Genomic DNA, 21,830 nt, shown 5'->3' with positions numbered 1-21,830 from the left:
GCACGTGTTCCCCTCCGCCGGCCGGCGAGGGGCTTCCTCCCCCGACCCGGACGCCGTGTCGTGCCTGCCATGTCACCCATGTCGTCCGGGTCGTCCGACACCGCGTGCTCCGTCCCGTCCGCGGTGTGCCCTCGCCGGTCGCGTCCCCCTCGATCTCCGCCCGGCGTGCCAAGCGCCGGGCGAGAAGGAGACACGATGATTCTGCGGAATCGCGGTACGGCCCGGTCCGCCGCAGCCGATTCGGCCCCCACGCCCCGGCATTGGCGGACCCTCTGCGCCGGCCTGACCGCCGCGGTCTTCCTGGCCACGCCGCCGGCCGGCACCGCGACGGCGGCACCCGCCACGAAGCCGTCCGTCGCCGCGCCGCTCAAGATCGCCCCGACGGCGCCGGCCGGCTACCGCTCGGCGCAACTGAACTTCACCGAACTGACGCAGACCCAGAACCAGTGGTGCTGGGCCGGGACCGGACTGTCCGTGGCCCGATACCTCGGTCGCGGGTTGAGCACCAACCAGAACACCTTCTGCGACTACGCCCGAGGGTTGCCCGCCGGCTACCCGTGCCCCAACCAGCCCGGCGAACTCAGCGACGTGCAACGAGCCTGGACCCGCCTGGGCCTGACGCCCGGTCGCATCACCGGGACGTTGGACTTCGGCACGGTCGCCTCCTCGATCGACGCCAACTCGCCGATCGAGGTCGGCATCTACTGGACCGCGGGTGGTGGCCACGCGAACGTGCTGTACGGCTACGACTCGGCCAACGGCACGGTGATGTACGCGGACCCGTGGCCCGCCAGCCCGCGCTACGGCGAGATGGATTACGACTCGTACGTCAGCAACTACGAGTTCCAGTGGGCCGAGTCCCTGTACGGAGAGGCGTGAGCGTGATGACCGACAACCACCCTTCCCCCGAGGCCGTTTCGCACCCCTCGCAGCCCCGTCCGGTACGCTCGCGAGCCCTGCGGCGCCGGGGCGGAGCACTCGCCGCCGTCGGCATCGGCGCGCTGTTGTTCCTGGCCCCCGCGGCGTCCGCCGCGGCCGGCTCCGGGTCCGACAACGCGGCCCTGGCAGGCGGCGACGCGCCCACCGCCGCCGACCGCGGCGCGGCCCTCCGGACGCTGGCCACCCCCGCGACCACCAGCCGACTGGCCGCGTTCTTCGTACACCTGGAGCAGCGCGCGGCGGCCCAGGCCGGTGCCGTCGTGCGGTCCGAGGTCGCCCCGGAGGCGGCCGCCGCGCAGGCCCCGCAGCTCGTCGGCGCCTCGGTTCCGATCTACTCGCTCAACGCGGACTTCGTCCGGGGCAAGACGTCCGCGCCGGTGGCCGACTTCGCCTATCTGGCCACCGAGGCCCGTTCGGCGGCGGGCGTCGAGGCGACGGTGTGGACGGTTCGCGACCGGACCACCCGGGCCTGGCGCGTCACCAATGTGCTCTCCGGAAGCGACGAGGTCGGCTTCGCCCGGCAGGCGGCCGGCGACCTGGTGTTCACCGAGCCGCAGATCGCCGCGTGGTACCACGTGCGCGACGGCCGGGTATTGCCGCTGAACCCCGCCGCCCGGGAGTCGGTCGGCGCGAACGGCACGACCGTGGCGTCGTATCGGCAACTCGTGCACGGCCGATACGGCGACAAGCTCCCCGGCTCGGACTACCAACGATCCGGCAAGGTCGGCGGCTTCGCCACGAACGGGGCCCCCGTCGCGAACGTGCACGACGACGGGTTCGCCCCGTCCGACCTGATCCTGCCGGGAAGTGCGGCGGGCGCGGCCGTCCTGGGCATCGGCACGTTGGTGATCCGCCGCCGACGCCCGACAACGGCCTGATTCCGTCCCTCCCCCTCTGCCCCGCCGTCCCACGAGCCGAGGTCGTGGGGCGGCGGCCCCGGCATCCCCCGGATCCGACCCCGCCGGCGACGCGCGGCACCGGTTGGCCGAATCCGGCGACTTCGGATCGGCCCGCGACCCGATCACCGCGTTCCCGGATGTGCCGTCCGGGCGGGCCCGCTCGACCGGCGCGGCCCGCGCCGCCGTTCACCGCACGGGCCGAGCCCACCCGCCACGCGCCCCGCGAACGCGCTCTCGAACCTTGCTGCGGCGGCCCGAACTCGGTTGCTCCGGCGCCCTGTTGTCGTCGTCGACGACCGCATACCCGCCGGGCGCACCCCGGAACGTCCGGGTCCGGTTCGCCCGACCCGGCCCTGTCCCTCCCGTCCCGGATCGCCCGACGAGCGGTCGGGGCCGGATCGGGAATGGCCGGCAATCGCCGTCGAGGCCCCGAGGGCCCTCGATCCCGCCCTCGACCCGGTCCTCGACCTCGATCGATTCCATGCAATCGCAACACGGCGCGGGTACAGTCGCATCCCACACGTCAGCCGGCCGAACCGCTCATAGAGTGGCACCGGACGGGCTACGGGCGGCGGGTCGCATGCAACGATCCGGTGCCGACGGAAAGAGGTGCGGGTGAGCGGGAGAGTGGATGGCGGTCACGGCCGGAGACATGTGCGTCGACGCGGTGCGGCGGCCCTGGGCCCGAGCCCCAGCACCCGTACCACCCGTGCCACCCGCGATCAGCTCAACCTGCTCAACGAGGCGAGCATACTGATCGGTACCACCCTCGATCTGAAGACCACCGCGCAGGAACTGGCCGACTTCATCGTGCCGCGCCTGGCCGATGCCGCCGCCGTCGATCTGCTGGAGTCGGTGATCAGGGGCGAGGAGGGCCAACGCCCGAGCGGCCGGGGCAGACCGGAGCGGCGGGCGATGGCCGTGTCGGCCATCGAGCGACTCACCGACCTGGAGCCCGACGAGGTGGGCGAGCTGTCCACGTCGGCGCCGGACCGGGATTCGCGCTTCACTCGGGCCCTGGCCGACGGCCGGCCACTGCTGATCAGCCGCTTCGGGCCGGACGACTACGAAGAGCTGGCGCCCACCCCCAGCGCCGCCGACAAGCTTCGCCAGGCGGGCGTGCACACCTATCTGATGGTGCCGCTGATCGCCCGCGGTGTGCTGCTGGGCCATGCCGACTTCATCCGCGCGAGCGGCCGGCCCGGCTTCACCGAGGCCGACCTCGCCCTGGCCGTCCAGCTCGCCGCCAAGGCCGCGGTGGACGTGGACAACGCCCGGCTCTACGGGCGCGAACGCGAACACGTGGCCCGGCTCCAGCGGAACCTGCTCCCGCGCGTGACCCCGCGCACCCCGGGTCTGGCGGTGGCCTCCCGCTACATCCCGACCGCCGATCCGCTGGGCGTGGGCGGCGACTGGTTCGACGTGGCGCCGCTGCCGGGCGGGCGGACCGCCCTCGTGGTGGGGGACGTGATGAGCCACGGCATGGCCGCGGCCGCCGTCACCGGCGTATTGCGTGCCGTCGCGCGCACCCTGATGGCCCTGGACCTGACCCCCGAACGTATGCTCGCCCGCCTGGACCTGGCCGCCCGCGACCTCGAGGACGATCAGATCGCCACGTGTCTGTGCGCGGTCTACGACCCGGCCGAGGCCAGTTACACCCTGGTCAGCGCCGGACATCCGCCGCCGTTGTTGGTCACCCCGGACGGCAAGGCGTCGTTCGTGGACGTGCCGGTCGGCGCGCCGATCGGCACCGGCGTCATCCCCTACGATCCGCTGCGGCTGACCATCCCGCCGGGCAGCCGACTGGTGCTCTACACCGACGGGCTGGTCAAGTCGCGCACCGAGGACATCGACGTACAACTGGCCCGACTGCGCACGCGGGCCGCCGGGTTGGGGCCGGTCGGGTTGGACTCCGGGGCACTCGGCGACCTCGCGCCGGGCGGCGGGGCCCGCTTCGACGAGGCCGTGGTGCTGGTGGCCGCCGCCGAAGAGCCGTTGCTGGGAACGGACTTGTACACCTGGGACCTGCCCCCGGGCGGCGCGGCGGCGGGGGTGGCGCGCAAGCTGGTCCGGGAGCAGCTCGACGTCTGGCAGCTCGGCGACCTCTCGGACGTGACCGAACTGGTGGTCAGCGAACTGGTCGGCAACGCGCTGCGGTACGGCGTCGCGCCGGGCCAACTGCGGCTGTTGCGGCACGATCGGCTGGTCGTGGAGGTCTCCGACACCGGCCCGGATCTGCCCCAGATCCAACACTCCTCACTGAGCGACGAGGGCGGCCGGGGCCTGCAATTGATCAACATGCTCTGCCGAGGCTGGGGTTCGTGCCGCACCCCGACCGGCAAGATCGTCTGGGCCGAACAGGACATCCCGTAGCGGTGGTGCACCGGACCGCCGCCCGGTTCGGGGCGGCGGTCGGGCGAGCGGGTCCGGCGCCGATGTGCGGGCCGGCCACGCCTTGCGGTCTCAGGGGCAGATCGGGTCGGCGGCCGTGGGCGGGACGCGAACCGCGTCCCAGGCGGTCTTGGTCTTGCGGAAGACGTCGCAGGTGGGGTCCAGGGCCTTGGCCGCCCACAGGGTCAGCCGACGCTCCGAGCGGAAGTCCGTATTGCCGCTGCGCAACAACAGGGCCTGGTAGACGATCCTGGCGGCCGTCCGAACGCCCACGCCGGTGACGGGGATGGGGACACAGGTCGGGCTGTCGGGCTTGCCCGCGCCGGGATGCGCGCCCTCCGCGAGCAGGTAGAACCAGTGGTTGAACACGCCCGCCGCACGGTACGGGTCCATGGTCGGGACGGCCGAGCTGTAGCAGTTCGCGTCGCCGCGCAACGACGGGTCGTACATGAAGCGCAACGGTCCGGTCCCGGCCACGTTGATCGTCTCGCCGATCACGTAGTCCGGGGTGTCGAAGGGGGCCGGTTCGTTGGCGTACGCCTCGGTCACGGTGCCCATGATGTCCGCGAAGCCCTCGGCCAGACCCGGCTCCACGAACGTGCCGGGGCTCGTCGCGTCGACGCCGTGCGCGTACTCGTGGCCGACCAGGTCCATCGAGGTCAGCCACTGGTTGCCGGTGCTGTGGCCGATCACGATCTTGCTGCCGTCCCAATAGAGTTGCACGGCGTTCAGGCCGACCTGGATCGGCCAGGCGCCGCCGGTGCCGTTCTGTCCGTTGCGGCCGAGCCAGTTGCGGAACATGTCGAACTGCTTCTGCGCGGCCCACATGGCGTCCACGCAGCCGGTCTCGATGTTGGTGGGGTTTCCGTTGCCCCAGTCGTCGACGGGCTTGGTGACCACACCGCCGACGCCGTATTTCGCACAGCTCAGGTTCGCCCGGATCGGGTCGCGCAACGAGTACGAGGAGCCGGAGTTCTGCGTGTCGATGGTGATCGGGTTGGGGCCGTTCCAGGCGCTGTGGCCGACTCCGGCCCGCACCTCGTCGACGGAGTCGAGTACCGCGCCGGTCGACGCGTCGACGAAGACGTGCAGCCTGCTGGGCGCGGTCTCGGTGCGCCCGATCAGGACACTCTCCCAGGCCAGTCGCGCGGCACTCGCGTCGAGCCGCACCACCAGGCGATGGCTGTCGACCCGATCGACCACGGGCAGCCGCGTCCGCGCGGTGCGCTCGGCCGCCGGTCCACTCACGGCCGGCCGGGTCGGCACGTCGATGCGCACGTCGCCGGCCGTTTGTACGGTGTGCACCCGGCCGCTCCCGTCGGCCAACACCGCTGCGTCGCCGCCGACGACGGGTAGGTCGCGGTAGCTGCGCCCGTACGAGATCGAGTACATGTCGCCGATCCAGGCCAGCACGGTCTGCCGGCGGTAGCGCTCACCGGGCGAGACGGGGGCCTTTGGGCCGACCATCGCCCGGTCGGCCGCGGCGACGGCGGCGGCGCGGGAGTCGGCCGCGAGCAGCGGTCGTGGTCGGGCGGCGTCCGAACGGGCGGTGGTGCCGATCAACAAACCGAGCAGGACGGCCAGGACGGTCCCGAACGTCAGCGTTCTGCGATGCATCGAGGCTCCTCGGATGGAAGACGGACCCCGACCACGAATCCGACCGCCGCCGCTCCCACGTCCGGAACGAACAGCCCACCACATAAGCCGTTTTCGTCGCCCGAGCGCTCGAAACGCTCACACCGTCCCGCTCCCACGTCAAGCACCCGCACCCCCACCGTCACATTCCGGCAAACCCCCGGGCGCGGGGCGCACGGGCGGCGCGGGGCGCGGGAGGGGACGGGGCGGTTTGGTGCGGTGCACGAGGCGGGGTGCGGGGGCTCGGCGGGCGAGGCGAGGCCAGGAGGCGGAGGCGCTCGGGGCGGGGCTTGGGGGGCTCGGCGCGCGAGGCGGGACGGGGCCGCGTGGGGCGAAGCGGGACACCGAGGGGCTCGGGCGGTGCGGTGCACGGGGCGGGGTGCCGGGGCTCCGCGCGAGGCCGGACGGGGCGGCGCGAGGCGAGGCAGGAGGCGGAGGCACTCGGGGCGATGCGGTGCGGGACACCGAGGGGCTCGGGGCGATGCGGTGCGGTGCACGGGGCGGGGTGCCGGGGCTCCGCGCGAGGCGGGGCACGAGGCGGAGAAGCTCGGGGCGGGGCGACGTGGCAGGGAGTGGGACGGGGGTGGCCTGGCGCGGCGCGGTGTCGGGTCGGAGGGCGGAGCAAGTCCGGCGGGTGGTGCGGCGGTTCGGAGGCGGCGGCGCGCCGTGGTTGGCATCGGGCGCGACTCGGCGCGGTGTCGGGCGGCGGAAGCAAGCCCGGTGGCGCGGCCGAGGCCGGGACCACGCGAAATCGCGCGGCGCGGGGGTCGGGCGAGGCTGCGGGGCAAGTCCGGCGGATGGTGGGGCGGTTTCCGGGTGGGGGTGTGGTTTTCCGCAGGGGGGTTGGGCGTTGGGCCTCATGGTGTGCGAGGTCGTGGTCTCGCAGGCTGGTCTTGCCGGTGGTTCGGGGTCCGTTCGGATGGGGCGGGCTCGCATCGGGTGAGCGAGGAGGTCGGCGGATGCCGAGGAACAGGGTGCGGGTGGCGGCGGTCGCCCAGGGGGCGCGGGGCACGTCTTCGGTGGTCGCGCGGGCCAGGGGGCTGGTCAAGGAGTACGGTTCCGGACCGACCCGGGTCGCGGCGTTGGCGGGCGTGGACGTGGACATCGTGCGCGGCACCTTCACCGCGATCATGGGGCCGTCCGGCTCCGGCAAGTCGACGCTGATGCAGTGTCTGGCCGGCCTGGACACCGCGACCCGGGGCAGCGTGGCGATCGGCGATACCGAGTTGGCCGGTCTCGACGATGCCGCCTTGACCGAACTGCGGCGCGACCGGCTCGGGTTCGTCTTCCAGGCGTTCAACCTGCTGCCCACGCTGTCCGCCCTGGAGAACATCACGCTGCCGGTGGAGATCGCCGGACGCCGGGTCGACCGGGCCCGCCTGGATCGCATCGTCGCGGCCACCGGGTTGGCCGGGCGATTGGCCCATCGACCCGCCGAGTTGTCCGGTGGCCAACAACAACGCGTCGCCGTCGCTCGGGCGTTGGTGTCCCGACCGGAGATCGTCTTCGCCGACGAACCGACCGGGAACCTGGACTCGCGAGCCGGCACCGAGGTGCTCGAACTGCTCCGGCGCGGCGTACACGAGTGGGGCCAGAGCGTGCTGATGGTCACCCACGACCCGAACGCGGCGGCCTACGCGGACCGGGTGCTGTTCCTGGCCGACGGCCGGATCGTGGACGACCTGCCCCGCCCCACGGCGGAGGCCGTGTTCGAGCGCATGGGACGCCTCGACGGCCCCGGCCGAAACATCGCCTCCGCGGCTCCCGCAGCCGCGTTCGGCCACGACGCGAGCGAGGTGCGCGCGTGACGCTCGCTCGGATCGCGCTGCGCGGGGTCGTGGCGCACAAGTCCCGCATGCTCCTGGCTCTGGCGGCGATCGCCCTGGGCACCGCGTTCGTGGCCGGCACGCTGGTGTTCCGCGACTCGGTCACGGCGTCCGCCCGTTCGTCGTTCGCCGAATCGACGGCGGACGTGACGGTGACGCCCCGTGGGAACGGCGGCGACCGCCAGGACGGTACCGGCCTGCCCGCGACCCTGCCCGGTCGGGTGCTGGACGCGGCGACTCGCGCCGACGGCGTGCGCGCCGCGTACGGGCGGGTGCACGTGCCGGACACGGTCGTGCTGGACGGCCGTGGCAGGCCGCTGAGTTCACGGGGGGACCTCGTCGCCGACTGGCCGGCCGATGCCGGGTCCGCGCCACGGCTGACCGCAGGACGCGCGCCGATCGCCCCGGCGGAGCTGGTCGTGTCGGCGAACGCCGCTGCGAAGCACGGGATTCGACTCGGCGATCGACTGCGGATCATGGCCGTCCCCGGTACCTTCGAGGCCACCGTGGTGGGCTTGGCCCGAGACCGCGCGGACCGGGCGCACGACGCCGACCTCTTCCTGGACGCCGCCACCGCGCAGCGTCGACTCCTGGGCGGACCGGACCGGTTCACCTCCATCGCCGTCACCGCCGAGCCCGGGGTGCCGGATGCGCGGTTGCGCGATCGGGTTCTGGCCGCGCTGCCCGATCCCGCCGGCCACACCGTCCGGACCCGCGACGCGGAGGCCGCCGCGCGCGGCGACGCCGCCGGCGCCTCGTTGCGCGTGGTCACCTACCTCATGCTCGGATTCGCCGGGATCTCCGTGCTCGTCGGCGTGTTCCTGATCGGCAACACCTTCTCCATGCTGGTCGCCGCGCGGACCCGACAGAGCGGACTGCTGCGCGCCGTCGGGGCCGGGCGCGGCCAGGTGAACCGCCTGATCCTGGGCGAGGCGGGGCTGCTGGGCATCGCCGGGTCCACCCTGGGCCTGGCGCTGGGCGTGGCACTCGCGGCCGGACTGATCCGCATCGTCGGACGGGTCGGCGCCGGCCCGGCGGCGAGCCTGCCCACGGTGCATTGGTCGACCCCGGCGGTCGCGTACCTGGTGGGCGTGTCGATCACCCTGGTGGCGGCCTATCTGCCGGCTCGGCGGGCCGGCCGGGTGTCCCCGATGGCGGCGTTGCTGCGCGAAGCCGGGCCCGGGACCCGACGCCCGCTGCGCACCCGCAATCTCGTGGCCGGCACGAGCGGTGTGCTGGGCACCGGTGCGCTGTTGCTCGCGGTACGTGCGGACGATCTCGCGGCGGCCGGGCCGTTGCTCGCGGCCGGTGTCCTGCTCACCCTCCTGGCCACCGTGGCCGGCGCGCCGCTGCTGAGCGTATGGGCGGTGCGCGGCCTGGATCGGCTGCTCGCGTCCCGTTCCGGGCCGATCGGCCGGCTCGCCCGCGGCAACGCGATTCGCGACCCTCGGCGCACCGGCGCCACCGCCTCGGCCCTGATGGTCGGCATCGCGCTGGTGAGCTTCCTGTCCCTGGTCGCCGCGTCGTTGGTCACCTCCGTCGACGGCCAACTCGAACGCACCGTGAACGCGGACTACTTCGTGCTCTCCTCCCGACCGATGACCGAGCAGGTGGCGCGCGTGGTCCGGGAGACGCCGGGCCTGGACCACGTCACCGCCCAACAGACCGTACGGGCCGACCTGATCACCGCACACGGCACCGACCGCGATCACGATCTCACCGCGACCACCGAGCGCTTCACCGACGACTTCCGGCTCGCCTTCTCCGCCGGCGACACGCGCTCGACGCTGGCCCCGGGCGGCGACGGGATCACCGTGCCGCAGGCGTTCGCCGACGAGCACCGGCTCGCGGTCGGCGATCCGGTCCAGGTGCGCTTCCACGGCGGCGGTACCGCCCGGCTCCGGGTCGGCGGCATCGTGCGCGACGGGGACGTGTTCGCCTCCGGCGCGACCTACATCGGCACCCACGTGGTCCGCGCACACCTGCCCGCCGAGCAAATGCCGCTGGACGACGTGTACTTCGCCACCGCCGCGGCGGGCGCGGACCGGGCCGAGGTGTACGCGGCCCTGGCGAAGCGCCTGGACGCCTTCCCGCAGACCAAGGTCCGCGACCGGGACAGCTACCGCAAGGCGTTGCACGACACGGTCGCCCTGGCCCTGGACCTGGTGTACGCGCTGCTCGCGCTGGCGATCCTGGTGGCCGTCCTGGGCGTGGTCAACACCCTCGCCCTGTCCGTGGTCGAACGCACCCGGGAGATGGCCCTGTTGCGGGCGCTGGGGCTGACCCGGCGGCGGATTCGCCGGATGATCCGCGCGGAGGCGGTCCTGATCGCCGTGGTCGGCGCGGTCCTGGGTCTGCTGCCCGGTCTGGCCTGGGGCGCGGCCACCCAGCGCGTACTGGCGACCAAGGGCCTGGACACCCTGACCGTCCCGTGGCCGACCTGCGCGGCCGTCCTGGTCGGCGCGGTCGCCGCCGGCACCCTCGCCGCGTGGCTCCCCTCCCGCCGGGCGGCCCGGGTCCACCTGCGCGAGGCGATGGCCGGCGCGGGATGAGCCGTCGAACCAGGGGCGGCGGCGACGTCCTCGCCGCCTCGGGCCCGGCCCGGGTGACCCGCCCGGTCGGACCGACCGGGTCGGATGAGAGGCTCGACGCACCGAGACGACGTGGGCGAACGAAGTGGGGAAGGGTGTCGCAGGATTCGGGTCGGGGGACGGCCACGGGACGAGTCCGCGGATTCGCGGCACCGGTGCGCGCCGGCGCGCGAAGCGTCGCGGACGCGGTCGGGGTGCTCTTCAAGGGCACGCTGACCGTCGTGCCGACCGCCCTGTTCCTGGTGGTGGCCGGCCTGCTGCGCGCGGGCCTCCTCGGGTCCGGCTCGCGCGGGCACGTGCCCGGCCCGGTCGGCCGCGCCGCACGCAGGCTGACCGAACTGGAACGCAGCCGGCTGGCCGGGCCCGCCGATCCCGACCCGACCCGACCGACCCACCCCGATCCGGGCCCGATCCACCCGATCCCGAGCGATCCGCGGCGGCTGATCCGCTATCTCGCGGCGCGGATGCCGATCGCCCTGCTCGGCGGTGCCCTGCTCGTGCTCACCGGCGGCGGGGTCGGGTTCGCCGCGGTGATGGTGGGCGCGTGGCTCGCGGGCAGTCCGAACACCACCACGACCGACGTACTGATCCTGATCCCCTCCGGACTGGCCCTGTTCGCCCTGGCGTCGTACGGCCTGGTCGGCCTCGCGAAGAGCGATCGGGCCCTGGCCCGGCGGCTGCTCGAACCGGACCGGAACGAGGTACTGCGCCGTCGCGTCGACGAGTTGGCCGCCAGCCGGGCGGGCGTGGTCGAGGCCGTGCACGAGGAACGACGGCGGATCGAACGCGATCTGCACGACGGTGTACAACAACGCCTGGTCGCGCTGGGCATGTTGCTCGGCCGGGCCCGGCGCGGCGGCGATCCGGCGCGGACCGACGAGTTGTTGCGGCAGGCACACGAGCAGGCCCAGCAGGCGCTGATCGACCTGCGGGACGTGGCGTGGCGGATCCATCCGACCGGGCTGGACGACGGCGGGCTGCGCGCGGTGCTGGAGACGATCGCCGAACGTTCCCCGGTGCGGGTCGGGTTGACCTACCACGTCGCCGCGGAGCCGGCGCCGATCGTGGCCACCGCCGTCTACTTCGTGGTCGCGGAGGCGATCACCAATACCGTCAAGCACGCGCACGCCGACGCCGTCACGGTGTCCGTCGCCGGCACCGAGGGCAACGCGGTGCGGGTACGCATCGTCGACGACGGCGTCGGCGGCGCGGATGCCGCCGGCGGCGGCCTGTCCGGGCTGGCCCGCCGGGTCGCCGCCCTGGACGGAACCCTGCGGGTGGACAGTCCGCCCGGAGGCCCCACCACGATCACCGCGGAGGTGCCGTGCGCATAGTCCTGGCCGACGATTCGGCGCTGCTGCGGGAGGGGTTGGCCCGGCTGCTCGCCGACGAGGGACACGAGGTGGTCGCCAGTGTCGGCGACGGCGACGCCATGGTCGAGGCGGTCGACCGGCACGTCCCGGACGTGGTGGTGGCCGACGTACGGATGCCGCCCACGCACACGGACGAGGGCCTGCGGGCCGCCCTGGAGGTGCGCCGCCGCCGGCCCGGGGTGGGCGTACTGGTGCTCTCCCAGTACATCGAAAAGCGGTACGCCGTCGAGTTGTTGACCGACGACGGCGCGGCCGTGGGCTACCTGCTCAAGGATCGGGTCGCGCACGTGGACGACTTCCTCGACGCACTGGCCCGAGTCGCCGCCGGCGGCGCCGCGTTCGACCCCGAGGTGGTGCGCCAACTCCTCGCCCGGACCAGCCACGTCGACCCGCTGGACCGGCTCACCCCGCGCGAACGCGAGGTATTGGCACACATGGCGGAGGGCCGCACGAACGCCGCCATCGCCCAGGCCCTGCACGTGTCGCAGAGCGCGGTGGAAAAGCACGTCAACGCGATCTTCGACCGACTCGACGTGGCCCACCCGTCCGGATCGGGATACAGCCGCCGGGTCCTGGCCATCCTGCGCTACCTGGGCTCCTGACACCGGCGGAGCCGCCTTCGCCCCGGCTCCAGAGCGGCGTTCACGCCTTGGCCCGACCCGGCCCGCGGGCCGTACCGTCGATCCCGGATCGCACTCGACGGCGCGGCGGCCCGCTGCCGGCGGTTGCCGGGCGGGGACCGATCCCCGTTCGGTCCCCGCCCGGGTCGGGTCCGGGCCCGACGACGCCCTGCACGGCCGCGGCCTCCGCCCCGTGTCGGATCCTCGGCCCTCGGCAAGCGCACCACCCGGGTCACCCCCGTCACCGGCAAGCCTGACGGACCGGACGGTGTCTGAAAACGCCTTTCAGCCTGAGCCGAAACCTGCTGGTCCGGGGACGTTCGAGGACGCACACTGTCGTCGTCCTCCCCTGCTCCGCGCCGGCCGGGAGGCGCCACGGGGGCATCGCGAACACGACGAACACGACGAACACGGGCATGGGGGTACATCGGTGCTGCGCATCCACTTCACCGCGGAGGACCTGGTCCGGACCCGGCTCGCCACGACCCTCGGTGCGGCGGCCGAGACGTATCACAGCCTGGAACTGTTACACGGGCGGCGCAGACCACTGCCCTTCCGGGCCTGGCGCACCGCGGTGGCCGGCCGGCCGGAGGCGGCGACGGGTCCGCTCACCGCGCTGATGACGGTACGCGGCCCCGGGATCGACCTGCGCACGCTGGTGGGGGACTCGTTCTCGCTCGACGAGGGCATCGAGAACCTGCTCGCGGTGCCCACCCGGCGGCTGCGCAAGGAAATGGCGAACCTGACCTTCGACCCCGCCCACACGACCTGGGTCCGCGACTTCCTGGACGGCGGCCGGGAACCGCGCCGCGAGTTCGCCGAAGCCCTGCGCGCGTGGCACGACGTGACACTCGCGCCGTTCGGCCCCCGGATCCGGTCCCATCTGGAGTCCGTGCGCGCCGGGTATGCGCGCACCCTGCTCGAAGGTGGTGTCGAGCGCCTGCTGGCCGAGTTGTGTGTGCCGCTCGTCCGGTGGAAGCCGCCGATCCTGGAGGTGGACTACCCCAGGGACGACGACATCCGGCTGGGCGGTCGAGGTCTGCTGATCGCACCGACCGTGTTCCTGTGGCGGCAGGCGATGTTGGTCCACGACGTCGAGGACGACACCGCGCCGTTTTTGCTCGCCGTGCCCACGGTGCGCGAGCTCCGGGACGGCGTCGCGCTGTGGGAACCCGACCCGGGCGGCGACCGGGCACTGGGCGCGCTGCTGGGGCAGACCCGGGCCGCCGCACTGACGGTGATCAACGAGGGGTGCAGCACCACGGAGTTGGCCCGTCGGCTGAACATGTCGCCGGCCTCCGCGAGCCAACACGCGACCGTACTGCGCAACGCCCGGCTGATCACCACCACCCGGCAGGGCGGTGCGGTCCTGCACGCCCTGACCCCACTGGGCCTCGAACTCCTCGGCGCCGGCCCCTTCCACCCCACCCCCGCCTGAGCTCGGGCTCGCCCGCGCCCGTCCCGCTCAATCCGTCGTCGGCAGCGCCGCGATCAGGGCGTTCGCCGCGGAGCAGCACAGGAACAGGCCGAGGTCGCCGACCGTGGACGTCGCCGCGGCGGCCTGCGTCGGCGGCGCCGGCACCGAGGTCGCCGGCGCCTGGAGCAGTTCGCGGTGGCGCAGCAGGGCTTGCAGGACGGCGAGCAACCCCCAGGCGCCCCAGGCCGGTTCGGTACGCGCGGCCCGACCCGTGGCGGCGCCGAGCGCGATCGAGCGAATCGTTTCGGCGTGACTCGCGCCGAGCCGGTTCGTGGCCTCCACACCGATCCGGGCCGCGAGGTGGTCGTGTACGAGGAATCGGCTCGTCATCAGGGCCGCGCTGAGCTTCAACGCCCCGGGCCCGGTCCGGGACAGCGCACCGGGGTCCTTGGCGCGGCGCAACAGGGCCCGGCGCCGCCGTAGTTCGAACGCGACCGGCGGCAGCAGATTCGGGTGGAACGCCGCTTCGGCGACCTGTCGATCGTCGAGTCCGGGCACCATGTCCCGTACCAACCCGGGTGCGGCGGACCCGATCACCGTCCCGGTCGCCCGCAACCAGCGGTGCGCGCCGCCGAGTTCGAGCCGAGGCAGATCACGCAGCGCGAGGTCGGTGACCAGGCCGCGCAGTATCGAGGAAAGCTCGGCCGCCCGCTCGGGCGGCAGTCCCAGCGCTTCGAGCCCCGCGGCGGGATCGGCCGCGGCGTCGTCCACGGGTTCGTCCGGTGCACCCCGTCGATTCCACAACCCCATGTCGACCTCCCATCCGGTTCGTTCGATCCGGTCGCCTCGCCGTCATCGTCACATGCCGAAGCCCCCACGCGCGGAAGGGATCGCGTGGGGGCTTCGGGGTATCGGGTCCGGCGCCGGCCGTGGATACGGCGCGGCCTGAGGCGGATTACGAGAGGCTGGTGGAGTCGGCCGTCTTCGGCCGGCGGCGCGCGGATCCCAACAGCGGGACGAGATTGAGCAGGAGACCGACGATCGCGACGCCGGTGACCAGGTTCGCACCGGGCCGGTAGGCGCCGAAGTCGGTGTCCCCGGCGGTGGCGCCGGTGGTGACGGCGGTGACCACGGCCAGTACGAGCGCCGCGCCGACCTGGCCGGAGGTCTGCACCAGGCCGGAGGCGAGGCCCTGTTCGGAGTCCTCGATGCCCTCGGTGGCCTGGGACATGATCGAGCTGAAGCCGAAGGCGAAGCCGCCGCCGAGGAGCAACATCGTGGGCAGCACGGTGAAGGCGTAGTTCGGCGTGCCGCCGGCGGTGGCCAGGAACCACAGGTAGCCCAGGCTCATCGAGGCCATCGACGCGATCAGCAGCGGCGCGGTGCCGTAGCGGTTGATCAGGCGTCCGGTGAACGGCGAGCCGAAGGCCACCACGAGGCCGGCGGGCAGCAGGGCCAGGGCCATCCGCAGCGCGGACCAGCCCAGACCGTCCTGGAGGTAGAGCGTCATCATGAACTGGAAGCTCATGTAGGAGCCCATCAGCGCGACGATGCTCAGGTTGGCCCGCACCACCGTGCCGATCCGCAGGATGCCGAAGCGCACGAGCGGGTGGGCGATGCGCTTCTCGACGAACACGAACGTGGTGAGCAGTGCGGCGGCCAGGACGACCGAGCCGAGCGTGATGGGCGCGGTCCAGCCGCGTTCGGGCGCCGAGACGACGGTGTAGACGGCGAGCAACATGCCGCCGCTGAGGGTGACCGCGCCGACCAGGTCGTGGCCGCCGGAGTCGGCGGGACGGTCGCGCGGGATCAGGATGTAGCCGGCGATCAGGGCCAGGATGGCCAGCGGTACCGGGGTCAGGAAGGTCCAGCGCCAGCCGAATTCGGTGAGCAGACCACCCAGGATCAGGCCGGAGGAGTAGCCGCTGGCACCGAAGACGGAGAACACCGAGAGCGCTCGGTTGCGGGCCGGGCCCTCCGGGAACGTCGTGGTCAGGATGGACAGTGCGGTCGGCGCGGTGAAGGCCGCGGCCAGACCCTTGACAAAGCGGCTGGCGATCAGCAGGCCGCCGCTGTCCACCAGGCCGCCGAGCAGCGAGGCGGCGGCGAACACCGCGAGTGCGATCAGGAAGACCCGGCGCCGGCCGAGCAGGTCGGCGGTGCGACCGCCGAGCATCATCAGGCCGCCGTATCCGAGCACGTACCCGTTGACGATCCACTGGAGCGAGGTCGCGGACATGCCCAGTTCGTGGCCGATCGACGGCAGCGCGACGCCGACCATCGAGACGTCGAGGCCGTCCAGGAACAGGACGAGGCACAACACGGCCAAAACGCCCCAGAGTCTGGGGGTCCAGTGTGGAGCGGACGGGCTCGGGTCGGACGGGAGGACGGAGGGCTCGCGGGAGGACGGTCCCGCGTAGGTCTCGACTGTTGGGGCCATGACGACGAACATATATGCGCGCGCATTGAATGTCTACGCATTAAATGTGAGAGCAATAAATGTGTGGGCAATAAATTCACTTGCATATTCTGCTGCGAGGCGCTACCGTGACGCGATGAAGACCGAGGAGCCGCTGATCGAGAGCTGGCGCAACCTGTTGTCGCAGTACAGCCGGGTGGCCCACGAACTCGACCGTGCCCTCCAGGCGGAGCACTGCCTGACGATGAGCGACTTCGAGGTGCTGGACCGCCTGATCGCCGCCGACGGCTGCAAGGCCCGCATCCACGACCTGGTCGGCGATCTGCACCTGAGCCAGAGCGCCTCCTCGCGGGCCGTCGCCCGCCTGGAGAAGTGCGGCCTCGTGGAGCGCGCGATGTGCGACACCGACCGCCGAGGCGTCTTCGTCACCGCGACGGATCGCGGCCGAGACCTGCACGATGCGGCGCGACAGACGCAACTCGCGGTATTGCAGAAGCACTTGGCCTGATCGCAGCGGACCCACCCCGGCCGCGACCGGCTCGTCCCGTTCATCCGTTCGTCCCGCTCCGGAGGAATCTGGTGAAGTGGGTTCCTGGTTCGGCTCGGCGCATCGGCGACAAGGCGTTGCTGCCGGTGCTGCTCGTGGTGGCGCTCGCGGTGGCGGGGGTTTGGGTGGTGTTCAACGCCGCGCTCACAGCCGCCGTCGCGCGGGATCTCGTGGTCGACGGCCCGAACGGGCGTTGGATCGACATCCCGCTCGGAAGCTGCGGGACGGTGTTCTTCGCCGCGATGGCGGGCGTGCCGGTCGGGGCTGCGGCGGGCTTGGCCGGGGCGTTCCACGAACGGGTGGGGCGGATCTGCTTCGTCGTGGGACTGGTGCTCGGGGGCGTCGGGGTGCCTTGGTTGCTTTGGCATTCGGGCGTGGTTCCCCCGTTGGGCGACTTCTCGCCGTCGGGGGGCGGGGACGGGGGCTGACACCGGTCGGGGCCGTGAGCACGGTGCGCGGGACCGGTTCCGGGTGCACGGCCGGTTGCCGGCGCGTTCCGACCGAATCGCGGACCCGGTGGTCGATGCCGCCGATCGCCACCGGCGGATCCGCCGTGGTGCACCCGGCCGACCGCGGCGCGCCAAGTCCCGCTCCACGCCGCACAGATGGATGGCCGGATGGGGCCGCGGCGGCGTGCGGTCGGGGTGGGATAGCGTCGCGCGTATGTCCGAAGCCCCGAGGATTCGTCCCTGCCTTCCCGCCGACGCGGACGCCGCCGTCGACGTCTGGTCCCGGGCGAGCCGCATCGCGCATCCGTTCATCCCGGACGAGGGCGCGGGTGAGCGCGAGCGGGAGATGCGCGAGACCTACCTCGTGCACGCCGACAATTGGGTCGCCGAGGCCGACGGTCGGGTGGTCGGGCTGCTCGGGCTCATCCTCGGCGAGATCGACGGCGTGGTCTGTGGTGAGATCGGTGGCCTGTTCGTGGCGCCCGAGGCCCAGGGCACCGGCGTGGGCCGGCTGCTCGTCGAGCACGCGGCGACGCTGCACGGCGCGTTGACGCTGGACGTGTACGAGAAGAACAGCCGGGCGCGCCGCTTCTACGCCCGCGTCGGTTTCACCGAACACAGCCGTCGCACCGACGCGGCCCACGACGAGATCCTGCTCAAACTCGTTCGCCCGACGCCACCCGGCTGAGCGGGGCTCGCCGGACGACGGGCGCCGGTGTGCCGGCCCGACTCCCGCGCTACGGGCCGTAGTCCCGGCCGACGACGAGGGGTTGCCCGGCCGAATCGGCGACGGCCAGGTCCCGTCCGGCTTCGATCCGGCCGTGCACCGTGTACTGGTAGCAGGGAAACCGGATGCAGACGACCGGGTGGCCGACGCCGTACAACACCGGAAACCCGGTGCGATTGGCGATCGAGAGCGCCGGGCCGGTGACGGTGTATCCGGCGTCGCCGCGCTCCTCGATGTCCCGCGCGGGCACCACGGTTCGCGTCCCGGTGAGGTCGTGGCCACTGTGGACACACAGACTGGCCGCCGGGCACGACTCCGGGTCGACGGCGTCCGCGCAGGCGGTCGGGGCGAGGGCCAACACGCCCACGAGCAAGCCGGCTGCCGCCGCGGCACCGGTGCCCGATGTGCACATCACGCGAGTGTCCTCACTCTCGATGACCCGGCGGACGAAATGCCGGACAAGGCATGGTCCTTGCGCCCGTGACGCCGAGGCCGACCATGGTCGGGCCGTCGCCTCGGGCGAGCCCTTGCGGGGAGTCGGCGAACCGGGTGCGGGCGCCGGCCCCGACCGGCCCCGCACGCTGTCGCGAGCCACCGCGCAGAGGTTGAACACCGGGCCCGCCGGCGGCATTTGGGCCGTCGCCTACCCTTGCTCGCGGTCGAGCAGCAGGTCCGTGGACACCATCCGGCCGGAGAACACGGTGATCGGGCAACCTCGCCATCGTTTTCCGCCCGCTGCTCAGTCGGCGGTCAGGCGCAGGACCAGGTTGGCCCGATCGATGGCCTCCAGGACGGGGGCGGGGGCGACCTCGGCCGCGCGAGCCGCCTCGGCGAGCGCGTCGGGATCGGACCGGGCCAGGTCGGCCACCGTGCGGTCGCCGAGCAGGTCGGCCAGCCGCGCGGTCCGGGAGACGCCGAGCAGGTGGCGCGCGGGCATGCCCCGGACCTCCGCAGGCCCGCCGGCGGCCAGGATCTCCCGGGTGTGGGTCGAGGCGAAGGCGTGCGCGAGGGCCTGGCGGGTGACCTCGGTCCAACCCACGGCCTCCCGGCCGTCACCGGGTTGCCCGCAGTAGAACCCGAACCCGCCGAACGAGGCGGTGAATCGACGGTTGCGCAGTTGGTCCACGCTCGGCGTCCCGTCGGCGGCGACGGTGAAGTCGGCCAGCACCACCCAGGGTTGACTCGGACACGGCGGACACGGGCGGGTGCCGGTCTCGTTGATCCGGGACGAACAACCGGTGGTCTCGCCACGCGGGTCGTCCTCGCCGTGCACGTATACCTCGGGCAGCGTGTCCAGCACGCCGAGCCGAAAGCCCTCGCGGACCCGGCTGTACTCGCACGCGGTGTCCTCGCAGCCGCAGCCGGCCGCCGCCACCGGCACCGTCAGGCATTCGTCGTAGCGCACCGCGAGGTAGTACGTCCGGCCGGGGTCGCGCCGCTCGCGCACCGGCGCACACCACGGGTCGGCCGGCGGCGGGCACCCGTCGGTGCCGCCCGGCAGCGCGTCGCGCACGTCCACCCTGACCCGGTGGTCGACCACGATCTCGTCCCCGTACGGGCCCAGCACATAGCCGGGCGAGACGTCCAGCAGCCAGGGCAACCGGCCGCCGTCGCCGAAGCCGACCGCGCGCACACCCACCCCGCACACCACGCCCCACCCGTGCAGCACCCGGTTGTGCCGGCGCATCCGGTCCAGCAGCCAGACGCCGGTCTGGGCCAGATCCTCGGGGCCGACGAGTTGACCGCCGAACCAGCGCGGGCGCAGCCGCCCGCCGGCACTCCCGGCCAGGCAGTCGCCGCACCCGCAGGACGCGGAGCCGCCTCCCCCGCCGCCGCCCCCGTCACAGCCGCATCCGCAGCCGCCCTGCCCGGCCACCGCAATGGGCCGGATCGTCTTCTCGTGCCCGCTCAACGTCCCTCAACTCCTCGATGTGCGTCGTCTCGATGGCGCCGCGCGCCCGAACTCCCGGGCCGCCGGGCCGCTCCGGGCGCTCCCGGGCGCGGGCGCCGTGCGGCGCCCGGGTCGGCGGTCACTGCGGTGCCACCTCGAACGCGAGGTGCACGAACCCGCCGGGGTCGCCGTCGAACAGGTCGACCGCGACGCTCGACCGGGCGCCGAGCGCGGCGATCCGCGGCGCCGGCGACAGGCTCTGCTGCCCGGACCAGATCGAGAAGAGCGTGTGGTTGTCCAGCCCGGTCCCCACGAAGACCGCGTCCAGCGGCAGGGTCGGCTCGTCCGCGCCCACCGGCGGCACCGCGCTCGCCGTCGACGAGCGCACCTGGAGCAGGAACACCGCGGCCGGTTCGCCGGCGGAGGGCAGCCGCGCCCCCTCCGCCTCGAACGTGTACGTCACCGACTCCGCCTCCGGATCCGCGTCGGCCCCCCGCCGCGCCCCGGATCCCAGCTCCAGGCGGCGGAAGCCGGCGAGCCGATCCCCATCGCGCAGCGCCTGGAACAGGCGCACCCAGCCGTCCGGTTCGGCCGTCGCGGCGTCGGCGAGCGCCCGATCCACCGTGAGTTCGACGTGCGGGGCGCGGGCGAACCGGGTCAGGTCCCGGCGCAGCGGCCCGGCGGCGTCCAGGCGCGATCCGCCCTGCGGCCACACCCGCAGCAGGCGCGGGCCGGCCGCGACCCTCGCGGTCGGCGGGGGCGGCGGCGCGAACACGTGCAACTCGCCGCCCTGCGTGCCGTTCCCGGTCGGGAACGGCGGCACCGCGGCGAGCGGCGCCCGATCGATCAGCGCGGCCAGACCGGTGTCCTTGGCGTTGCCGGGGGCCATCGCCCACAGCGTGTTGCGGTCCTCGGCGGTGAGCCCGGTGCCCACCAGATCGGGGTCCACGGCCAGGCCGTCCGGATCCTGTGCCTTCGGCGGCCCGGAGACCGCCACCCGGGAGCCGACCACGAACACGGTCTGGGTGAGCAGCCCGTTGCCGTCGAGTTCGACGGTGTAGGCCGCGCCCTCGCCGCCGGGCGGCACGGTGACCCGGGTGAGGGCGCCGGCGGCCCGGGTCAACTTCAGCCGGCGCGCCCCGGTGTGGTCGAGCTGCCACAGGCCCAGCCACGGATTCGGCGCGTCGAACGCCGCGTCGACCAGTTGGCGATCGAAGGCGATCTCCAACCGCTTGTCGGCTACGAACGCCCGCCACGTGGCGGGCGTCGCGCCGGCGCCGACCTGCGGCCACAGCGCGGTGATCCGAGGCGGGAGGGTGCGGCCGGCGCAACACGCGTCCACCCGCCCGGCCAGGCACATCAGCAGGTCGAACAACACCCGGTTGGAGTACACGACCGGCCGCGCGGTCACCGCGTCCAGATCCGGCGCGCCCTCCGGGGAGTAGGTCACCGTGGCCAGGACCAGGCAGTCGTCGTCGCACCCGCACTCGTGCTCGACCGTGTCCGCGACCTGCTCGCGCCGATCGAAGTGCGCGCCGGGCCGGGCGGGGAAGATCGCCGCGCACTGCTCCTCGCTCAGCCCGACCTCGTCCGGCTCGCCCGCGGTGATCCGGATCAGGAAGCGCTCCAGGGTGAGCGAGGGCACGCACTCCTCGCGCACCTCGCAGTCCACCACCGGCGTGCGGACGAACTCGCTCCCGCACTCGTGCCGACACAGCCGCACCGCGACGGTGCCGTCCCGAACCGGTTGGCCGTGCGGTGCGCCGGCGCAGTCGGTGGGTTGGTACGGCTCCTCGATCCGCACCGGGCGATCCACCACGATCAGCCGGCCGTGCCCGTCCACCGCCGCGCCGGGGAAGACGGTCACCGTGCCGTCCTCCTGCAACTCCGCGTCCAGGCCGCACAACACGCCGGGGCCCAGGCCCAGCCGGGCCAGCGTGGCGGCGGTCTGTCGGTGGTAGTCCTGTTCGAGGTTCCAGTGCCGGACGTCCATCAGCTTGCCCGGGTAGAACCGGTTGCGTACCGGCGGCGCGGGAGCCCCGTCCGCACCTGCGTCGCAGCCGCATCCCGTGTCCGCCGCGTGGTCCTGACGGTGCTGACTCACTT

General features: G+C 73.3%; 17 protein-coding genes. 11 read left to right on the top strand and 6 right to left on the bottom strand.

Going from position 1 to position 21,830, the window contains the following annotated elements; translation table 11 throughout:
- Positions 1 to 195: 195 nt before the first annotated feature.
- The 3 genes from ACH4U8_RS07400 (at position 196) to ACH4U8_RS07390 (ending at position 4,211) form a co-directional block, all read left to right on the top strand.
- Positions 196 to 879, top strand: coding sequence for a papain-like cysteine protease family protein (locus ACH4U8_RS07400; RefSeq protein ID WP_360318059.1), 684 nt, complete (start codon positions 196 to 198; stop codon positions 877 to 879).
- A gap of 5 nt (positions 880 to 884) precedes the next feature.
- Positions 885 to 1,817, top strand: coding sequence for a hypothetical protein (locus tag ACH4U8_RS07395; protein ID WP_395776977.1), 933 nt, complete (start codon positions 885 to 887; stop codon positions 1,815 to 1,817).
- Positions 1,818 to 2,492: 675 nt separating this feature from the next.
- Positions 2,493 to 4,211 (top strand): SpoIIE family protein phosphatase, encoded by a 1,719-nt coding sequence (locus ACH4U8_RS07390; RefSeq protein ID WP_395776072.1) that lies wholly within the window; start codon positions 2,493 to 2,495, stop codon positions 4,209 to 4,211.
- Between the two features lie 90 nt (positions 4,212 to 4,301).
- Here ACH4U8_RS07390 and ACH4U8_RS07385 read toward each other — a convergent pair whose 3' ends face one another.
- A complete protein-coding gene (locus ACH4U8_RS07385; protein WP_395776071.1) occupies positions 4,302 to 5,846 on the bottom strand; it encodes a M4 family metallopeptidase in 1,545 nt (514 codons plus the stop codon).
- A gap of 977 nt (positions 5,847 to 6,823) precedes the next feature.
- On the opposite strand from ACH4U8_RS07385, the gene ACH4U8_RS07380 reads away from it, so the two are divergent.
- The 5 genes from ACH4U8_RS07380 (at position 6,824) to ACH4U8_RS07360 (ending at position 13,712) form a co-directional block, all read left to right on the top strand.
- Positions 6,824 to 7,672 carry an ABC transporter ATP-binding protein gene (locus tag ACH4U8_RS07380; RefSeq protein ID WP_395776070.1) on the top strand — a complete coding sequence of 283 codons (849 nt, stop codon included), beginning with the start codon at positions 6,824 to 6,826 and terminating at the stop codon, positions 7,670 to 7,672.
- Positions 7,669 to 10,242 (top strand): ABC transporter permease, encoded by a 2,574-nt coding sequence (locus ACH4U8_RS07375; RefSeq protein ID WP_395776069.1) that lies wholly within the window; start codon positions 7,669 to 7,671, stop codon positions 10,240 to 10,242. The genes ACH4U8_RS07380 and ACH4U8_RS07375 overlap by 4 nt, the downstream gene beginning before the upstream one ends.
- A 194-nt stretch (positions 10,243 to 10,436) precedes the next feature.
- Positions 10,437 to 11,615, top strand: a complete 1,179-nt coding sequence (locus ACH4U8_RS07370; RefSeq protein WP_395776068.1) for a sensor histidine kinase — start codon at positions 10,437 to 10,439, stop codon at positions 11,613 to 11,615.
- Positions 11,606 to 12,256: a response regulator transcription factor gene (locus ACH4U8_RS07365; protein WP_360318073.1), complete on the top strand. Its 651-nt coding sequence runs from the start codon at positions 11,606 to 11,608 to the stop codon at positions 12,254 to 12,256. Before ACH4U8_RS07370 ends, ACH4U8_RS07365 begins: the two co-directional genes overlap by 10 nt.
- Before the next feature lie 448 nt (positions 12,257 to 12,704).
- The gene (locus tag ACH4U8_RS07360) at positions 12,705 to 13,712 is read left to right on the top strand and encodes an ArsR/SmtB family transcription factor (protein WP_395776067.1); all 1,008 of its coding nucleotides are present in this window, start codon (positions 12,705 to 12,707) and stop codon (positions 13,710 to 13,712) included.
- Positions 13,713 to 13,739: 27 nt separating this feature from the next.
- Here ACH4U8_RS07360 and ACH4U8_RS07355 read toward each other — a convergent pair whose 3' ends face one another.
- Both ACH4U8_RS07355 and ACH4U8_RS07350 read right to left on the bottom strand, forming a co-directional pair.
- A complete protein-coding gene (locus ACH4U8_RS07355; RefSeq protein WP_395776066.1) occupies positions 13,740 to 14,462 on the bottom strand; it encodes a hypothetical protein in 723 nt (240 codons plus the stop codon).
- Between the two features lie 184 nt (positions 14,463 to 14,646).
- Positions 14,647 to 16,131, bottom strand: coding sequence for an MFS transporter (locus ACH4U8_RS07350; RefSeq protein WP_360318080.1), 1,485 nt, complete (start codon positions 16,129 to 16,131; stop codon positions 14,647 to 14,649).
- A 115-nt stretch (positions 16,132 to 16,246) separates the two neighbouring features.
- Here ACH4U8_RS07350 and ACH4U8_RS07345 point away from each other — a divergent pair, with 115 nt between their 5' ends.
- The 3 genes from ACH4U8_RS07345 (at position 16,247) to ACH4U8_RS07335 (ending at position 17,794) form a co-directional block, all read left to right on the top strand.
- Complete coding sequence (locus ACH4U8_RS07345; protein WP_360318083.1) at positions 16,247 to 16,618, top strand: MarR family transcriptional regulator; 372 nt, start codon at positions 16,247 to 16,249, stop codon at positions 16,616 to 16,618.
- A 71-nt stretch (positions 16,619 to 16,689) separates the two neighbouring features.
- Positions 16,690 to 17,085 carry a hypothetical protein gene (locus tag ACH4U8_RS07340; protein WP_395776065.1) on the top strand — a complete coding sequence of 132 codons (396 nt, stop codon included), beginning with the start codon at positions 16,690 to 16,692 and terminating at the stop codon, positions 17,083 to 17,085.
- A gap of 235 nt (positions 17,086 to 17,320) precedes the next feature.
- Complete coding sequence (locus tag ACH4U8_RS07335; protein ID WP_395776064.1) at positions 17,321 to 17,794, top strand: GNAT family N-acetyltransferase; 474 nt, start codon at positions 17,321 to 17,323, stop codon at positions 17,792 to 17,794.
- A gap of 49 nt (positions 17,795 to 17,843) precedes the next feature.
- Here the strand turns inward: ACH4U8_RS07335 and ACH4U8_RS07330 are convergent, their stop codons facing one another.
- The 3 genes from ACH4U8_RS07330 to ACH4U8_RS07320 all read right to left on the bottom strand — a co-directional run bounded on the left by ACH4U8_RS07330 (position 17,844) and on the right by ACH4U8_RS07320 (position 21,828).
- Entirely contained in the window at positions 17,844 to 18,245 is a 402-nt protein-coding gene (locus ACH4U8_RS07330) for a peptidase inhibitor family I36 protein (RefSeq protein ID WP_395776063.1), read from the bottom strand.
- A gap of 327 nt (positions 18,246 to 18,572) precedes the next feature.
- Positions 18,573 to 19,745: a hypothetical protein gene (locus tag ACH4U8_RS07325; protein ID WP_360318092.1), complete on the bottom strand. Its 1,173-nt coding sequence runs from the start codon at positions 19,743 to 19,745 to the stop codon at positions 18,573 to 18,575.
- Between the two features lie 118 nt (positions 19,746 to 19,863).
- Positions 19,864 to 21,828 carry a hypothetical protein gene (locus tag ACH4U8_RS07320; protein ID WP_395776062.1) on the bottom strand — a complete coding sequence of 655 codons (1,965 nt, stop codon included), beginning with the start codon at positions 21,826 to 21,828 and terminating at the stop codon, positions 19,864 to 19,866.
- Positions 21,829 to 21,830 lie beyond the last annotated feature (2 nt).

Origin of the sequence: Embleya sp. NPDC020886 (genome assembly GCF_044333915.1) — a bacterium.
GTDB lineage: Bacteria > Actinomycetota > Actinomycetes > Streptomycetales > Streptomycetaceae > Embleya.
The sequence above is the reverse complement of the archived record's forward strand: the minus strand, read 5'-3'. Positions and strand labels throughout refer to the sequence as shown.

Excerpts from the sequence above, each read along its gene's own strand:
- ACH4U8_RS07400 (WP_360318059.1), top strand. The coding sequence starts at position 196 with ATGATTCTGCGGAATCGCGGTACGGCCCGGTCCGCCGCAGCCGATTCG.
- ACH4U8_RS07395 (WP_395776977.1), top strand. The coding sequence starts at position 885 with ATGACCGACAACCACCCTTCCCCCGAGGCCGTTTCGCACCCCTCGCAG.
- ACH4U8_RS07385 (WP_395776071.1), bottom strand. The coding sequence starts at position 5,846 with ATGCATCGCAGAACGCTGACGTTCGGGACCGTCCTGGCCGTCCTGCTC.
- ACH4U8_RS07380 (WP_395776070.1), top strand. The coding sequence starts at position 6,824 with ATGCCGAGGAACAGGGTGCGGGTGGCGGCGGTCGCCCAGGGGGCGCGG.
- ACH4U8_RS07350 (WP_360318080.1), bottom strand. The coding sequence starts at position 16,131 with ATGGCCCCAACAGTCGAGACCTACGCGGGACCGTCCTCCCGCGAGCCC.
- ACH4U8_RS07345 (WP_360318083.1), top strand. The coding sequence starts at position 16,247 with ATGAAGACCGAGGAGCCGCTGATCGAGAGCTGGCGCAACCTGTTGTCG.
- ACH4U8_RS07335 (WP_395776064.1), top strand. The coding sequence starts at position 17,321 with ATGTCCGAAGCCCCGAGGATTCGTCCCTGCCTTCCCGCCGACGCGGAC.
- ACH4U8_RS07330 (WP_395776063.1), bottom strand. The coding sequence starts at position 18,245 with ATGTGCACATCGGGCACCGGTGCCGCGGCGGCAGCCGGCTTGCTCGTG.